Origin of the sequence: Pseudomonas brassicacearum subsp. brassicacearum (assembly GCF_008801605.1) — a bacterium.
GTDB classification, from domain to species: Bacteria; Pseudomonadota; Gammaproteobacteria; order Pseudomonadales; family Pseudomonadaceae; genus Aquipseudomonas; species Aquipseudomonas brassicacearum.
The window spans coordinates 1233258-1250846 of record NZ_VZPJ01000001.1 but is presented as its reverse complement, the minus strand read 5'-3'; the positions used below and the strand labels follow the sequence as shown (position 1 = coordinate 1250846).

5 protein-coding genes are annotated in these 17589 nt (G+C 65.0%); 2 read left to right on the top strand and 3 right to left on the bottom strand.

Annotated features, from left to right (window positions below; all coding sequences use genetic code 11):
- Positions 1-41 precede the first annotated feature (41 nt).
- Positions 42-13028: a non-ribosomal peptide synthetase gene (locus tag F7R20_RS05565; protein WP_003199494.1), complete on the top strand. Its 12987-nt coding sequence runs from the start codon at positions 42-44 to the stop codon at positions 13026-13028.
- 215 nt (positions 13029-13243) lie between these two features.
- The gene (locus tag F7R20_RS05560; RefSeq protein ID WP_003199496.1) at positions 13244-14050 is read left to right on the top strand and encodes an alpha/beta fold hydrolase; all 807 of its coding nucleotides are present in this window, start codon (positions 13244-13246) and stop codon (positions 14048-14050) included.
- A 157-nt stretch (positions 14051-14207) separates the two neighbouring features.
- Here the strand turns inward: F7R20_RS05560 and dsbG are convergent, their stop codons facing one another.
- The 3 genes from dsbG to dsbD are packed head-to-tail and all read right to left on the bottom strand — an operon-like array spanning position 14208 to position 17547.
- Positions 14208-14975 (bottom strand): thiol:disulfide interchange protein DsbG, encoded by a 768-nt coding sequence (gene dsbG / locus F7R20_RS05550; RefSeq protein ID WP_003199498.1) that lies wholly within the window; start codon positions 14973-14975, stop codon positions 14208-14210.
- Entirely contained in the window at positions 14951-15820 is an 870-nt protein-coding gene (locus F7R20_RS05545) for a TlpA disulfide reductase family protein (protein ID WP_003199499.1), read from the bottom strand. The genes dsbG and F7R20_RS05545 overlap by 25 nt, the downstream gene beginning before the upstream one ends.
- A complete protein-coding gene (dsbD, locus tag F7R20_RS05540) occupies positions 15820-17547 on the bottom strand; it encodes a protein-disulfide reductase DsbD (protein ID WP_003199501.1) in 1728 nt (575 codons plus the stop codon). The genes F7R20_RS05545 and dsbD overlap by 1 nt, the downstream gene beginning before the upstream one ends.
- Positions 17548-17589: the final 42 nt, after the last annotated feature.

The window sequence follows — 17589 nt, the reverse complement described above, 5'->3', positions numbered from 1 at the left end:
TGGGTGACAACTTGCAAGCCGAATCCAGGCAGGAAACCCCCATGACCGACGCGTTCGAACTCCCCATCACCCTGGCTCATGCCCTCCAGCGCCGCGCCGCGTTGACGCCGGACCGGGTGGCCCTGCGCTTCCTCGCCGACACCCCAGGGCAGGGTGTGGTATTGAGTTATCGCGACCTGGACCTGCGTGCCCGGACCATCGCCGCCACCTTGCAGGCCGAGGCCGCGCTGGGGGATCGCGCCGTGCTGCTGTTCCCCAGCGGCCCGGATTACGTCGCGGCGTTCTTTGGCTGCCTCTATGCCGGGGTGATTGCCGTGCCGGCCTATCCGCCGGAGTCCGCTCGTCGCCATCATCAAGAGCGCTTGCTGTCGATCCTCAAAGACGCCGAACCGCGCCTGCTGCTCACCAGCAGCGATCTGCGCGAGCCGTTGCAAGCCATCGAATCGGCGCCGCCAGTGTTGTGCGTTGATACCCTCGACCCGGCCCGCGCCGGACAATGGCGGATGCCGACGCTGCAGGACGATGACATTGCCTTCCTGCAATACACCTCCGGCTCCACCGCGTTGCCCAAGGGCGTGCAGGTCAGCCACGGCAACCTGGTCGCTAACGAACTGCTGATCCGTCATGGCTTCGGCATCGACCTGAACCCCGATGACGTCATCGTCAGCTGGCTGCCGCTGTACCACGACATGGGGCTGATTGGCGGCTTGCTGCAGCCGGTGTTCAGCGGCGTCCCCTGCGTATTGATGTCGCCGGCCTACTTCCTGGCCCGGCCCCTGCGTTGGCTCGAAGCAATCAGCGAATACGGCGGCACTATCAGCGGTGGCCCGGATTTCGCCTATCGGCTGTGCAGCGAACGGGTCAGTGACTCGGCCCTGCAGCGTCTCGACCTGAGCGGCTGGCGCGTGGCCTATTCCGGTTCCGAGCCGATCCGTCTCGACACGCTGGAGCGGTTTGCCGAGAAGTTCGCCCCGTGCGGCTTCACGCCGGACAATTTCATGGCCTCCTACGGCCTGGCAGAAGCGACCCTGTTCGTCGCCGGTACGCCACGCCGCCACGGCATTCCTTCGCTACGGGTGGATGATGCGGCACTGACGCAAAACCGTGCCGAGCCGGGGCAGGGCAGTGCGGTGATGAGTTGCGGTGTCAGCCAGCCCGGGCACGCGGTGCTGATCGTCGAGCCCGCCACGTTGCAGCCGCTGGCCGACAATCAGGTCGGTGAAGTCTGGGCTGCTGGCCCGAGCATCGCCCTGGGTTACTGGCGCAACCCTGAAGCCAGCGCCAAGACCTTTGTCCAGCACGACGGGCGGACCTGGCTGCGTACCGGTGACCTGGGTTTCCTGCGCGGCGGCGAACTGTTCATCACCGGCCGCCTGAAAGACCTGCTGATCGTGCGCGGGCATAACCTCTATCCCCAGGACATCGAGCAAACCATCGAGCGCGAAGTGGAGGTGGTGCGCAAGGGCCGCGTGGCCGCGTTCGCGGTCAACGATGGCGGCGAGGAAGGCATCGGTATCGCTGCGGAAATCAGCCGCAGCGTGCAGAAAATCCTCCCGCCCGAAGCCTTGATCAAAGCCATTCGCCAGGCCGTGGCCGAGGCCTGCCAGCAAGCCCCGAGCGTGGTGGTGCTGCTCAATCCCGGCGCGTTGCCCAAGACCTCCAGCGGCAAGTTGCAGCGCTCGGCGTGCCGCAGTCGATTGGCCGACGGCAGCTTGGACAGTTATGCACAGTTCCCGTCAGCCGAGGCAGAAGTCGCTGACGAATCTGCGCCGTCATCCGAGCTGCAAACGCTCATCGGCCAAATCTGGCGCGAGCAACTGCAGGTCGAACAGGTCCAGGCTGACGATCATTTCTTCCTGCTGGGCGGTAATTCCATCGCCGCCACCCAGGTGATCGCACGACTACGGGAAACCCTGGGGCTGGAACTGAACCTGCGCCTGCTGTTCGAAGCGCCAACCCTGGCCGCGTTCGCCGCAGCGGTGGCGAACCAGCAACAGGACGGCGGCCAGCCTCAAGGCGCGATCAGCGCATTGTCGCGCGACGATGCGTTGCCGCAATCCCTGGCCCAGAACCGTTTGTGGTTTACCTGGCAGCTCGATCCGACGAGCCATGCCTACAACATTCCTGGCGCCTTGCACCTGCGCGGCGAGCTGGACGAAGACGCGTTGCGCGCCAGTTTCCAGCAATTGATCGAGCGTCATGAGTCCCTGCGCACGCGGTTCCTGGAGCGGGATGGCGTGGCCCTGCAACAGGTCGATCCGGCCGGTGAATTCAAGCTGCATGTCATCGATCTCGGCGACCTGCCTGCCGACTTGCGCGAAGCCCGGGCGCGGCAGGTTCGAGAAGACGAAGCGGCCACGCCGTTCGATCTGGAGAAGGGGCCGCTGCTGCGGGTCAGCCTGTTGCGTCTCGACGAGGATGACCATCAGTTGCTGGTGACACTGCACCACATCATCGCCGACGGCTGGTCGATGAATGTGTTGATTGAAGAATTCTCCCGCTTGTACGCCGCCGCCTCCCAAGGTCAGCTCGCCGAGCTGGCGCCGTTGCCCTTGCAATACGCCGACTACGGCAGTTGGCAGCGCCAGTGGCTCGCCCAAGGCGAGGCCGAGCACCAACTGCGCTTCTGGAAGCAGCAACTGGGCGCGGAACCTTCGGCCCTGGTGCTGGGCACGGATCATCCACGCAGCGCTCAACGCCAGCGCAGTGCCGCGCGGCATAGCCTGCGCCTGGACAAGGGCCTCTGCGATACCTTGCGCCACGTGGCCCAGGCACACGACGCAACGCCGTTCATGCTGTTGCTGGCAGCCTTCCAGGCGCTGTTGCAGCGTTACACCGGCCAATCCGATATCCGCATCGGCGTGCCCAACGCCAACCGTCCGCGCCTGGAAACCCAGGGGCTGATCGGCTTCTTCATCAACACCCAGGTGCTGCGCGGGCAGGTCGATTCACGTCAGCCATTCGCTGCGCTGCTGGCCCAGGCCCGGGAAGCCACACTCGGTGCCCAGGTCCACCAGGACCTGCCGTTCGAACAACTGCTCGAAGCGTTTCCCGAGGCGCGTGAACAAGGCCTGTTCCAGGTGATGTTCAACCACCAGCAGCGTGACTTGAGTGCCTTGCGGCGCCTGCCGGGGTTGCTGGCCGAGGAGTTGCCGTGGCACAGCCGCGAAGCCAAGTTCGACCTGCAACTGCACAGCGAAGAAGATCGCAACGGCCGCTTGACGCTGTCGTTCGACTACGCCGACGAACTGTTCGAGGCGGCGACCATCGAGCGGCTGGCGGCGCATTACTGCAACCTGTTGCGGGCGGTCTGTGCCGATCCGCAGCAAGCCATCGGCGATGTGCCGTTATTGGCCGCCGATGAACACAGCCAACAGCAGCAATGGAGCGCGGCCCCGTGCGCGCCGGCCAGCCAATGGCTGCCGGAGCTGTTGAACGAACAGGCCCGGTGCACGCCGCAACGCACTGCGTTGCGCTGGGACGGTGGTCAACTCGATTATGCCGAGCTGCACACCCAGGCCAATCGCCTGGCCCATTACCTGCGGGACAAGGGCGTTGGCCCGGACGTGTGCGTGGCGATTGCCGCCGAGCGCTCGCCGCAGCTGCTCATCGGTGTGCTGGCCGTCATCAAGGCCGGCGGTGCCTATGTGCCGCTGGATGCGGACTACCCGGCCGAACGCCTGGCCTACATGCTCCACGACAGTGGCGTCGACTTGCTGCTGACCCAAACCGAGCTGCTCGAACGTTTGCCGGTGTGCGACGGCGTCAGTGTCATCGCCATGGACGCCCTGCATCTGGAGCAATGGCCAAGCAATCCGCCGGGCCTGCACCTGCACGGCGACCATCTGGCCTACGTGATCTACACCTCCGGCTCCACCGGCCAGCCCAAAGGCGTCGGCAATACCCACGCGGCCCTGGCCGAGCGCCTGCAATGGATGCAAGCGACCTATGGGCTGGATGCCACCGATGTGCTGATGCAAAAAGCGCCGATCAGTTTCGACGTGTCGGTCTGGGAATGCTTCTGGCCTCTGATCACCGGCAGCGAATTGGTACTGGCCGGCCCCGGCGAACACCGTGACCCGCACCGCATCGCCCAGTTGGTGCAGCAGTTTGGCGTCACCACGCTGCACTTCGTGCCGCCGTTGCTCAGCCTGTTTGTCGATGAGCCGTTGAGCGCCCGCTGCAGCAGCCTGCGTCGGCTGTTCTCCGGTGGCGAAGCCTTGCCCGCCGAACTGCGCAACCGGGTGTTGGTGCAACTGCCGGCGGTGCAATTGCACAACCGCTACGGCCCGACCGAAACCGCGATCAACGTCACCCATTGGCATTGCACCGAGGCCGATGGCGAGCGCTCGCCGATCGGCCGGCCCCTGGGCAACGTCCTGTGCCGGGTACTCGACAGCGACCTCAATCCCGTGCCGGCCGGCGTGCCCGGCGAGCTGTGCATCGGCGGCCTGGGCCTGGCCCGGGGTTACCTCGGTCGTCCGGGCCTGAGCGCCGAGCGTTTTGTCGCTGACCCTCTGGGGCCGGCCGGTGCGCGGTTGTACCGTACCGGCGACCGCGCGCGTTGGAACGCCGACGGCGTGATCGAGTACCTCGGCCGCCTCGACCAGCAGGTCAAGCTGCGCGGTTTTCGGGTCGAGCCGCAGGAAATCGAAGCGCGCCTGCTGGACCAGGACGGCATCGCCCAAGTGGCAGTGCTGGTGCGCGACACCTCGACCGGCCCGCAGTTGATCGGCTATTACACCGCCCCGGATGTCGCCCAGGACCAGGACGCGTTGAACATTCGACTCAAAGCCGCCCTGGCCGCCGAACTGCCGGACTACATGGTGCCCACCCAACTGCTGCGCCTGGACGCCATGCCCCTGGGCCCGAGCGGCAAGCTCGACCGCCGCGCCTTGCCCGAGCCGCAATGGCAGGTGCGCGAGCACGTCGAGCCGGCCAGCGCCCTCGAGCAGCAAATCGCCGGCATCTGGCGCGAGGTACTGGGCCTTGCGCGCATCGGCCTGCGGGACGATTTCTTTGCCCTCGGCGGTCATTCGCTGCTGGCGACCCAGATCATTTCCCGCACCCGCCAGGCCTGCGACGTCGAACTGCCGCTGCGCACTCTGTTCGAGGCCAGCGAGCTGGGCGCCTTCGCCGAACAGGTGCGCTTGATCCAGGCCAGCGGCCAGGCCAACCGCCAGCCACCGATCGAGAAAGTCGACCGTAGCCAACCGGTGCCGCTGTCCTATTCCCAGCAGCGCATGTGGTTCCTCTGGCAGATGGAGCCGGACAGCCCGGCCTACAACGTCGGTGGCATGGCGCGGTTGCGCGGGGTGCTGGATGTCGGGCGTTTCGAGGCGGCCTTGCAGGCGTTGATCCTGCGCCACGAAACCCTGCGCACCACGTTCCCGAGCGTCGACGGCGTGGCTCGCCAGCAAGTGCACGGTGAGACGGGCTTGCGCATGGGTTGGAAGGATTTCTCGAAGCTGGCTGCTGACGTCCGCGAACAGCGGGTGCAGCAACTGGCCGACAGCGAGGCCCACCAGCCCTTTGACCTGGAAACCGGGCCGCTGCTGCGGGCCTGCCTGGTCAAGACCGCCGAGCATGAGCATTACTTTGTCCTGACGTTGCACCACATCGTCACCGAAGGCTGGGCGATGGACATCTTCGCCCGTGAACTGAGCGCGCTGTACGAAGCCTTTATCGACGATCGCGAATCGCCCCTGGAACCCTTGCCGGTGCAGTACCTGGACTACAGCGTCTGGCAGCGTCAGTGGCTGGAGTCCGGCGAGCGTCAGCGACAACTCGACTATTGGACCGCGCAACTGGGCCGCGAACATCCGCTGCTGGAACTGCCCGGCGACCGCCCGCGTCCATCGGTACAAAGTCATCGCGGTGAATTGTTCCGTTTCGACCTCAGTGATGATTTGGCGGCGCGGGTCCGTGCCTTCAACGCGCAACAGGGCCTGACCCTGTTCATGACCATGACCGCCGCCCTGGCCGTGCTGCTCTATCGCTACAGTGGCCAGACCGACCTGCGCATCGGCGCGCCGGTGGCGAACCGCATCCGCCCGGAAAGCGAAGGGCTGATTGGGGCGTTCCTCAACACCCAGGTCCTGCGCTGCCAACTCGACGGGCAGATGTCGGTGGGCGAACTGTTCGAGCAGGTGCGCCACACCGTGATTGAAGGCCAGTCCCATCAGGATTTGCCTTTCGATCACCTGGTAGAAGCCCTGCAGCCGCCGCGCAGTGCGGCCTACAACCCGCTGTTCCAGGTGATGTGCAACGTGCAGCGCTGGGAGTTCCAGCAGAGCCGCACGCTGGCCGGCATGACTGTTGAATACCTGGTCAACGACGCCCGGGCCACCAAGTTCGACCTCAACCTGGAAGTCACCGACCTGGATCAGCGCCTGGGTTGCTGCCTGACCTACAGCACCGACCTGTTCGACGAACCGCGCATCGCGCGCATGGCTGGGCACTGGCGCAATCTGCTGGAAGCGTTGCTGGTCGATCCGGCCCGACGCCTGAGCGAACTGCCGTTGCTGGACACCCGCGAGCAGCAACAGCTGCTCGACAGCCTGGGCGTCGAGCCCGGTGAGCATCGCCTGGACCAATGCCTCCACGAACTGTTCGACGAACAGGCGCGGATGCGTCCCGATGCGCCGGCCCTGACTTTCGCCGGGCAGACCCTGACGTATGCGCAACTGAACAGCCGCGCCAATCGCCTGGCCTGGATGCTGCGTGAGCGAGGCGTCGGGCCGCAGGTGCGGGTCGGCCTGGCCCTGGAGCGTTCGCTGGAAATGGTCATCGGCCTGCTGGCGATCCTCAAGGCTGGCGGTGCCTACGTACCCCTGGACCCGGAATACCCGCTGGACCGCTTGAGCTACATGATCGAGGACAGCGGCGTCAGCCTGCTGCTCAGTGACAGGGCGATGTTCCACGCCCTCGGTGCATTGCCCGAGGGCGTGGGCTGCTGGTGCCTGGAAGATGATTCGGCCGCCCTGGCCCAATACCCGGATCAGCCGCTGCCGCTGATCAACCTGCCGCAACACCAGGCGTACCTGATCTACACCTCCGGCTCCACCGGCAAGCCCAAGGGTGTGGTGGTGTCCCACGGTGAAATCGCCATGCATTGCCAGGCAGTGATCCAGCGTTTCGGCATGCGCCCGGACGATTGCGAGCTGCATTTCTATTCCATCAACTTCGACGCCGCCACCGAACGCCTGCTGGTGCCATTGCTCAGCGGCGCCCACGTGGTGCTGCGGGCCCAGGGCCAATGGGACGCCGAGGAAATCTGCGGGCTGATTCGCCAGCATCGCATCAACATTCTTGGCTTCACCCCCAGCTACGGCAGCCAGTTGGCCCAGTGGTTGGCGACCCAGGGCCAGACCTTGCCGGTGCGCATGTGCATCACCGGCGGCGAAGCCCTGACCGGCGAACACTTGCAACGCATTCGCGCGGCGTTCAACCCGAGCCTGTTCTTCAACGCCTATGGCCCGACCGAAACCGTGGTCATGCCATTGGCGAGCCTGGCTCCGGAGCGACTGGAAGAGGGCGCGGCCAGTGTGCCGATTGGCAGCGTGATTGGCGCCCGCGTGGCGTACATCCTCGACGCCGACCTGGCGTTGGTGCCGCAAGGCGCCACGGGAGAGTTGTATGTGGGCGGCGCCGGTCTGGCCCAGGGTTATCACCAGCGTCCGGGGATGACCGCCGAGCGTTTCGTCGCCGACCCGTTCGCCAACGAGGGTGGACGCCTGTATCGCACCGGCGACCTGGTGCGCCAGCGTGCCGACGGTCTGGTGGAATACCTGGGACGGATCGACCATCAGGTGAAAATCCGCGGCTTCCGCATCGAGCTGGGGGAAATCGAAACCCGCCTGCTGGAACATGACGCGGTGCGCGAGGCCGTGGTACTGGCCCTCGACACGCCCGGCGGCAAGCAACTGGCCGGCTACTTGGTGAGCGACCTCGCCAGCCAGGACGGCGAGCAACAAGCGACCCTGCGCGAAGCCTTGAAAAACCACCTCAAGGCCCAGCTGCCGGACTACATGGTGCCCGCGCACCTGATCCTGCTGGCGAGCATGCCGCTGACCGCCAACGGCAAGCTCGACCGCCGTGCCTTGCCGTTGCCCGATCCCGAACTCAATCGCCAACACTACGTGGCGCCAAGCAATGCCCTGGAGCAGACCCTGGCTGCGATCTGGTGCGACGTGCTGAACGTCGGGCAAGTGGGTCTTAACGATAACTTCTTCGAGCTGGGCGGTGATTCGATCCTGTCCATCCAGGTGGTCAGCCGCGCCCGGCAGCAGGGCATTCACTTCACGCCCCGGGACCTGTTCCAGCACCAGACCGTGCAGACCTTGGCCGCGGTTGCCACGCGCAGCCAGCAGGTGCTTGCCGAGCAGGGCCTGTTGCAGGGGGAGTCCGGGTTGACGCCAATCCAGCACTGGTTCTTCGAGCGCCAGATCCCCAACCAGCACCACTGGAACCAGGCGCTGGTGCTGGCGCCGACCACGGCCCTGGAACCGCAACCTCTGGAACAGGCGCTGCGCAGCGTCTTCCAGCACCACGATGCCTTGCGCCTGGGCTTCGGCGAAACCGCCGGGCACTGGCGTGCCGAGCACCAGCCGTTGTCTGACGCGGCGTTGTTGCAGCACATATCCGTGGCCACCGCGCAGGATTGCGAAGCGTTGTTTGCCCAGACGCAGAGCCGTTTCAATCTATCAACCGGGCCATTGCTGCGCGCAGTACTGGCGCAGTTACCCTACGGCCAGCAACGTTTGCTGATCGTCATCCATCACCTGGTGGTCGACGGCGTGTCGTGGCGGGTGCTGATGGACGATTTGCAAACCGTCTACCGCCAGCTCACCACCGGGCAGCAGGTGCAGTTGCCGGCCAAGACCAGCCCATTGCGCGACTGGGCCGCGCGCTTGCAGGCTTACGCCGGCAGCGAATCCCTGCGCGAAGAACTGGAGTGGTGGCAAGTGCAGTTGAGTGGCGCGCAGCTGCAGTTGCCCAGCGCGAATCCCGAGGGCGGGCTGCAGGAACGTCATGCTGAAACCGTCAGCGTGCGCCTGGACGCCGAGCGCACCCGGCAACTGTTGCAACAGGCGCCGAGCGCCTACCGCACCCAGGTCAACGACCTGCTGCTTACCGCGCTGACCCGGGTGCTGTGCCGTTGGAGCGGGCATGCCTCGGCCTTGGTCCAGCTCGAAGGCCACGGCCGCGAAGCGCTGTTCGACGACATCGACCTGACCCGCACCGTCGGCTGGTTCACCAGCGTCTATCCCGTGCGCCTGAGCCCGGCGGACGAAGGCTTCGGTGCCTCGATCAAGGCCATCAAGGAACAATTGCGCGCGGTGCCCCACAAGGGCCTAGGCCATGGCGTATTGCGCTACATGGCCGACGCGGCGACTCGCCAGACGATGGCCAACTTGCCGCGCGCGGCGATCACCTTCAACTACCTGGGCCAGCTCGACCAGACCCTGGGTCAGGATGCGCTGTTCCAGCCGCTGGATGCGCCGCTGGGCGCGATCCACGATCCCGATGCGCCGCTGCCCAATGAGCTGAGCGTCGACAGCCAGGTCAGCGGTGGCGAGTTGGTGCTGCGCTGGACGTTCAGCCGCGAACGGCATGATCGTCAGGCTATCGCCACCCTGGCCGAGGCCTACCTCGATGAGTTGCAACGCCTGATTGAGCACTGCCTGACGGACGAGGCGGGCGGCCTGACGCCATCGGACTTCCCCCTGGCGAAGATGACCCAGGGCCAACTCGACAGCCTGCCGGTACCGGCCGGGCAGATCGAAGATGTCTACCCGCTGACACCGATGCAGGAAGGCATGCTGTTGCACACCTTGCTGGAACCGGGCACAGGCCTGTACTACATGCAGGATCGCTATCGCATCAACAGCGAACTGGACCCGCAGCGTTTTGCCCAGGCCTGGCAAGCGGTCATCGCCCGGCATGAAGCCTTGCGGGCGTCGTTCTGCTGGAACGTCGGCGAAGACATGCTGCAAATCATCCACAAGCCGGGCCGCACACCGGTGGACTATCTCGACTGGTCCGAGGTGCCCGAAGACGCCCAGGAAGCCAAGCTCCAGGCGCTGCTCAAGAACGAGCGCCAAGCCGGTTTCGATCTGTTGAGCCAGGCGCCGTTTCATCTGCGACTGATTCGGGTCGGCGCGGCACGCTACTGGTTCATGATGAGTAACCACCACATCCTCATCGATGCGTGGTGCCGTTCGCTGCTGATGGACGACTTCTTCGAGATCTACACCGCCCTGGGTGAAAACCGCGAACCGCAGTTGACCGTGCCACCGCGCTATCGCGACTACATCGGCTGGTTGCAGCACCAGAGCCTGGCCGAGGCCCGGCAGTGGTGGCAGCGCAACCTGAAAGGCTTCGAGCGAACCACCCCGATCCCTGGCGACCGGCAGTTTCTGCGCGAGCACGCCGGTGACAGCGGCGGCATGATCGTCGGCGACTGCTACACCCGTCTCGATGTCGAGGATGGCGCACGGCTACGGGAACTGGCCCAGGCCCATCAACTGACGGTCAACACGTTCGCCCAGGCGGCGTGGGCCCTGGTGCTGCGGCGGGTCAGCGGCGACCGCGACGTGCTGTTCGGCGTCACTGTGGCCGGGCGTCCGGTGGAGCTGCCGCAGATGCAACGCACCGTGGGGCTGTTCATCAACAGCATCGCCTTGCGCGTGCAGATGCCTGAAGACCATCAGCGCTGCAGCGTGCGCCAGTGGCTCAGCGATTTGCTGGACAGCAACATGCAACTGCGCGAGTACGAATACCTGCCGCTGGTGAGCATCCAGGAAGTCAGTGAACTGCCCAAGGGCCAGCCTCTGTTCGACAGTTTGTTCGTGTTCGAGAATGCCCCGGTGGAGGTCTCGGTGCTGGACCGCGCCCAAAGTCTCAATGCCACTTCGGACTCGGGCCGGACCCACACCAATTTCCCGCTGACGGCGGTCTGCTACCCGGGGGATGACCTGGGGCTGCACCTTTCATACGACCAGCGCTACTTCGATGAAAGCACCGTCCAGGGGCTGCTGGGCGAGTTCAAGCGGTTGCTGCTGGCATTGATGGCGGGCTTGCACGGCGACATGAGCGAGCTGCCGCTGATCGGTGCCGAAGAACAGGACTTCCTCATCGAGGGCTGCAACCAGAGCGAGCATGCCTATCCGCTGGAGCAGAGTTACGTCGAGCTGTTCGAGGCCCGAGTCGCGGCCCATCCGCAGCGCCCTGCGGTCAGTTGCCTGGACGCGAGCTACAGCTACGCCGAGCTGAATGCGCGCAGCAACCGCCTCGGTCATGCCCTGATCGCGTCCGGTGTCGGCCTGGATCAGCCCGTGGCGCTGCTGGCCGAACGGGATGCCGAGCTGCTGGGCATGATCGTCGGCAGCTTCAAGGCCGGTGCCGGCTACCTGCCGCTGGACCCGGGCCTGCCGAGCCAGCGCCTGAGCCGCATCATCGAATTGAGTCGCACGCCGTTGTTGGTTTGCACCCAGGCCTGCGAGGCCCAGGCGCAGGCTTTGCTGGACGAGTTCGCCTGTTCCGGGCGGCCGAAGTTGCTGGTGTGGGAAGCCGTCCAGGCCAGCGCTCTTTCGCTGGAAAACCCAGGGATCTACAGCGGGCCGGATAACCTGGCCTACGTGATCTACACCTCCGGTTCCACCGGCCTGCCCAAAGGCGTGATGGTGGAACAGCGGGGCATGCTCAACAACCAACTGAGCAAGGTGCCGTACCTGGCGCTGAGCGAGGCGGATGTGATCGCCCAGACGGCGTCCCAGAGCTTCGATATTTCGGTCTGGCAGTTCCTGGCCGCGCCGTTGTTCGGTGCCCGGGTCGACATCGTGCCCAACGCCATTGCCCACGACCCGCAAGGGTTGCTGGAGCATGTACAGCAGCAGGGCATTAGCGTGCTGGAAAGCGTGCCGTCGTTGATCCAGGGCATGCTCGCCCAGGAACGCATCGGTCTGGACGGCTTGCGCTGGATGCTGCCCACCGGCGAAGCGATGCCGCCGGAACTGGCCCACCAGTGGTTGTTGCGTTACCCGGACATTGGTCTGGTCAATGCCTACGGCCCGGCGGAATGCTCCGACGACGTGGCGTTCTTCCGGGTCGACCTGGCCTCGACCCGTGGTACGTATCTGCCGATTGGCACGCCCACCGACAACAATCGTCTGTACCTGCTCGACGGTGCGCTGGACCTGGTGCCGCTGGGTGCGGTGGGGGAGTTGTGCGTGGCGGGCACCGGGGTCGGGCGTGGTTATGTCAGCGATCCGTTGCGCACCGCCCCGGTCTTTGTGCCGAACCCGTTCGGCGCGCCGGGGGAGCGGCTGTACCGCACCGGCGACCTGGCACGGCGGCGCAGCGATGGGGTGTTGGAGTATGTCGGACGCATCGACCATCAGGTAAAGATCCGCGGCTACCGCATCGAACTGGGGGAAATCGAAGCACGCTTGCATGAACAGCCGGAAGTGCGCGATGGGGCGGTGGGTGTGCAGGAGGGCGCCAATGGCAAGCATCTGGTGGGCTACCTCGTGGCCACCGACTCGGCGCTCAAATCCGCCGAACGACTGGAGCGCATCAAGCAGCGCCTGCGGGCCGAACTGCCGGAATACATGGTGCCGCTGCACTGGCTGTGGCTCGAGCGCCTACCCCTCAACGCCAACGGCAAACTCGATCGCAAGGCCTTGCCGACCCTGGAGATCGGTCAGTTGCAAAGCCAGGACTACCAAGCCCCCGGCAATGAACTGGAACAGACCCTGGCAGACATCTGGGCCCAGGTGCTGAAAGTCGAGCGGGTGGGGGTGCGGGACAACTTCTTCGAACTGGGCGGGCATTCCCTGCTGGCGACGCAGATCGCCTCACGGGTGCAAAAGGCCCTGCAACGCAACGTACCGCTGCGGGCGATGTTCGAATGCAGCACGGTGCAGGAACTGGCCGACTACATCGATGGGCTGGCGGCCAGCGAAATCACTGAGGAGAAGGTGGATCGGTTGAATGATTTGATGGCGGAGTTGGAAGGAATGTAGTTTTGCGGCGTCTATAAGGACCCCTTCGCGGGCAAGCCTTGCTCCCACAGGGATCAGCTGTGAACAGAGTATTTGTGTTCGAGCATCAACCCTGTGGGAGCAAGGCTTGCCCGCGATGAGGGCAGCATAGGCACTGCCGGCTCAAAGGTTGACTGCTCAGCCTGCACAGCTCAGTCTCCCAGGGCTTTTTCCAGACACAAACAAGGAGGTCACCCATGCCCTTTTCAATCATTGACGGACAACCGCTTCACTACCTGGACCAAGGCCAGGGCCCGGTGGTGCTGCTGGGCAGCAGCTATCTGTGGGACCACACCATGTGGGCGCCGCAGATCGAGGTGTTGTCCCAACATTACCGGGTCATCGCCCTGGACTTGTGGGGGCACGGCCAGTCCGGGCGTTTGCCTGAGGGCATGACCTCCCTGGACGACCTGGCTCGTCAGGCATTGGCATTGATGGATCACCTGGGCATCGACTGTTTCAACCTGCTCGGGCTCTCAGTGGGCGGGATGTGGGGGGCACGGCTGGCGCTGGCGGCGCCTGAGCGCGTGCTGTCGCTGGTATTGATGGACACCTACGTCGGTGTCGAGCCGGAACCGACCCGCCAGTACTACTTCTCGTTGTTCGACAAGATCGAAGCCAGCGGCAGCGTTCCCGAGCCGTTGCTGGACATCATCGTGCCAATCTTCTTCCGGCCGGGGATCGACCCGCAGTCGGCGCTCTATCAGCAGTTTCGCGCCGCGCTGGCCGCGTTGCCGACCGATCGCCTGCGCGACAGTATCGTGCCGCTGGGGCGGATCATTTTCGGTCGGGACGACATCCTGCCGCGCCTGCATGAACTGGATGCCAAGCGCACGGTGGTGATGTGTGGCGACCAGGACAAACCGCGTCCGCCGTCCGAGTCCATGGAGATGGCCGAGTTGATCGGTTGCCCACATATACTGATTCCGGAGGCGGGGCACATCTCCAACCTGGAGAACCCTGAATTCGTGAATCGGACATTGCTGGGGTTATTGCGCAACTGATCCGCCGTCATCGCGAACAGGGATTTTGTGACCGATGCAAAGCCCCTGTGGGAGCGAGCTTGCTCGCGATTGCGGTGTGTCTGTCATATCAATGCTGACTGATCTGCCGCTATCGCGAGCAAGCTCGCTCCCACAAGGGGTCTGCAGTGGAGGCCAGTCACTTGGGCCCGAGAATCTTCGCCAGTTTGTCCGGTGACGGCGCGCCTTGCTGTTGTTGCAGTTCGCCTTTTTCATCCAGATAGAAAATTGCCGGGGTGGCGGACAGTTCCAGTTCGTCCATCAACTGCTGGTTGGCGTCCAGTTTCGCCTGGATGGCCGGCGGTATGTCCTTGAGCGGTTTGAGCGGGCTGCCCTTGCCGGCCTTTTCATGCTCGGCCAGGGCTTTTTCCGGGTCCTTGGCCGCCAGCAAGGCAGCGGATTTACCCGGGCTGTCTTCGCGGATGATGCCCACCATGATGTGACGCAACTGCACCTTGCCGGCCTTGACCCAGGGCCGTGCCTGTTCCCAGAACATGTTGCAGTACGGGCAGTTCGGATCGCTGAACAGGTACACCGTGCGCGGTGCGTCCTTGTTGCCGTCGGCGATCCAGTTGCTGCCCTCCATCTTCGCCCAGATGGCCTTGGCCATCGGTGCATAAACCAGTTTTTGCAGTGGCTCGGCGCTCAGGTCCTTGCCGTCGGCGTCGTACAGGTTGCCCAGCAGGACGTGTTGCCCATCCGGGGTCAGGTACAGCGCCATGCCACGGTTCTGGTATTGCGCCGCGTAACCGCGCAAGCCGTCCGGCGCGTCGAAGGTGCCAACGATTTTTGCGCCCTTGGCTTCGATCTTCTTGATGGCTGCGGGCAATTCTTCGGCCTGGAGCAGCGGGGCCTGCGACAGTGCGGCGGCAACGGCCAGGGTCAGCAGGTGGCGGAGGCGGGGCATGGCGTTTTCCTTGTGGCGGAGTGGGGCGTCGTGGACGAGTCCGGCGTTTCGAAGTTTTCCAGGGCGCGAGCCAGGCTCGCTTCCGACAATTCCCCCAGGTGGCTGCCCAGCAGGCGGCCATCGGCGCTGTAGAACAGGGTCGTCGGCAGGGCCATGGAGCCGACAGCCTGGCCGAGACGACCGCTGCCATCGAACAACACGTTGTCCAGGCTCAGGCCTTGGGTGGCGAGGTAGGTGCTGACGCTTTGCATGCTTTCGGCCTGATTGACGAACAGGAAGGTCAGGTCTGGACGTTGTTGCTGGGCTTCTTCGAGCACCGGCATTTCACGCCGGCAGGGCGGGCACCAGGTGGCCCATAGATTGATCACCAGGGGGCCGCCCTGGTAATCGGTGAGTTTCACGGTCGCGCCGTCGGCGGTGCGCAGGGTGATGTCCGGCAGCCGGGTGCCTTGTTCATAAATCGTCAATGACAGGGTCGCCACCAGCCAGAACAGCAAGCCGCTGCCGACGCCAAAGCCCAATGGCCGGCGCAGGGGCGGACGGCGCCGGGCCCACAGCAAGGCGCCAATCAGCAGCGCCACGATGCCCGGCCAGGCCAGGAAGCCACCGTCGCGCAGGTCGACGATCTGCCACGGGTCGTCCCGGTAATGTTGCCAATAGGCGACGACGAAGCCGATCCGTGCGGCCAGCAGGCCCAGTAGAAACAGCACGAACAGCACCGACTCGGGGTTTTCGCCACCGCGCTTGGCCACTCGCCAGCCCACGAAGGTCGCCAGCGCCAGGGCGCTGATGAGCAACAGGTGGTTGAGGGCGATGGCAAAGGTGCCCAAGGTAAACGTCAGCATCAGCGCGCGTCCCGGGTGAGGTTCCAGCGCTCCAGGAACGCCTTGGCGTCGACTTCCCCGGTGATCCGCTGGCTGCGGCGCTCTTCACCGTCGGCGCCGATCCACAGCAGGCTCGGCGGCCCCGGCACTTGGTAACGGCCCAGCAGTTCGCGGCTGGCAGGGCTGTCGGCGGTGACGTCCAGGCGCAGCAGGCGCACACCGCTCAGGGCGTCGAGCACTTCGCTGCGGCCGAAGACCTGTTTTTCCATGATCTTGCAGGACACGCACCAATCGGCGTAGTAGTCCAGCAGCACCCACTGGCCCTGGGCCTTGGCGGCATCCAGTTCCCGTTGCAGGGTGGCGGGCTCGTTGACCGTGACGAACGCATCGTGGGCACTGACGGTCGCGCGGCCTTCGGTGCCGGCGTAGACCTTCAGGGGTTGGAAGAAGTCATCGCCGCCGCCTGCTGCGCCAATCACCAGCAGGCTGCCCCACAGGCCGAACAGCAACGAGGCGCTGCCGCAGACATAGGCGATGCGGCCGAACCCTTCGGTCTGGCGCCAGGCGCTGTAGGCGGCAATCAACATCAGCACGCCCCACAGGCCGACCCACAACGAACCGTCGATGATCGGACGAATCATCAGCAGCGCGGTGCCCAGGAACAGGAAGCCGAACACGCCCTTGAGCAGGTCCATCCAGGCACCGGGCTTGGGCAGGAAGCGGTTGCCCACGGTCACCAACAGCAACAGTGGCAGGCCCATGCCGATGCCCATGGTGAACAGGATCAGCCCGCCGTGCAGCGCATTGCCGCTCTGGGCGATATACAACAGCGCGCCAGCCAGCGGCGCGGTCATGCACGGGCCCACCAACAGGCCGGACAGCGCCCCGAGAATACCGGCGCCTACCAGGCTGCCACCGCGCTGCTGGCGCCCGGCGTTTTCCAGGCGGTCACGCAGGGCGGCCGGCAATTGCAATTCGAAGAAGCCGAACATCGGCAGTGCCAGCAACACGAACACGGCCGCGAAGCTGCCCAGCAGCCACGGTTGTTGCAGCAGCGCCTGAAGATTGGCCCCCAACAGCGCGGCGAGCACACCCATGGCGGCGTAAACCAGGGCCATGCTGATCACGTAGCTGCCGGCCAAGGCCAGGCCGCGTCTCGGCCCGGCACCGCTGCCCACCACCAGCCCGGCCAAAATCGGCAGCATCGGCAGCGAACAGGGGGTGAACGCCAGCAGCAGGCCCAGGCCGAAGAACACCAGCAGGCTCCAGCCCAAGGCCCGTTGTTGCAGGCCGCTGGCCAGGGCCTGGTCCGGCGCCTCGCCGCTGGCCGCCACCGGTGCGCTGCCCCCCAGGTCGACCACTTGGGTCTGGGGTGGATAACACAGGCCGGCGTCGGCGCAGCCTTGGAAGCCGACCTTGATCTTGCCCGTGGCACCGGCCGGAATCTTCAGCTCCAGCGCCTGGCGATAGACCTGCTGGTCGCCGAAAAACTCGTCGCTGTGGGCTTCACCCTCCGGCAGCTTGGGTTTCTGCGCCTCGGCCAGGCCATCGAACTTGAGGCGCTGCTGGTACAGGTAGTACCCATCGGCGATCTGCCAGAACAGCTGGGTTTCACCGGAGTCCAGGCGTTCGGAGGTAAACACGAACGCCTTTTCCACCGGCAGGAAATCGGGTTTGGTCTCGAAGGGATTGGCGGCCTGGGCCAGGCCCGAGATCAGGAACAGCCACAGCAAAAACAATCGACGCATGGATAAAGCCTTAGAACGAAGCAAGTGGAAAACACAATGGCG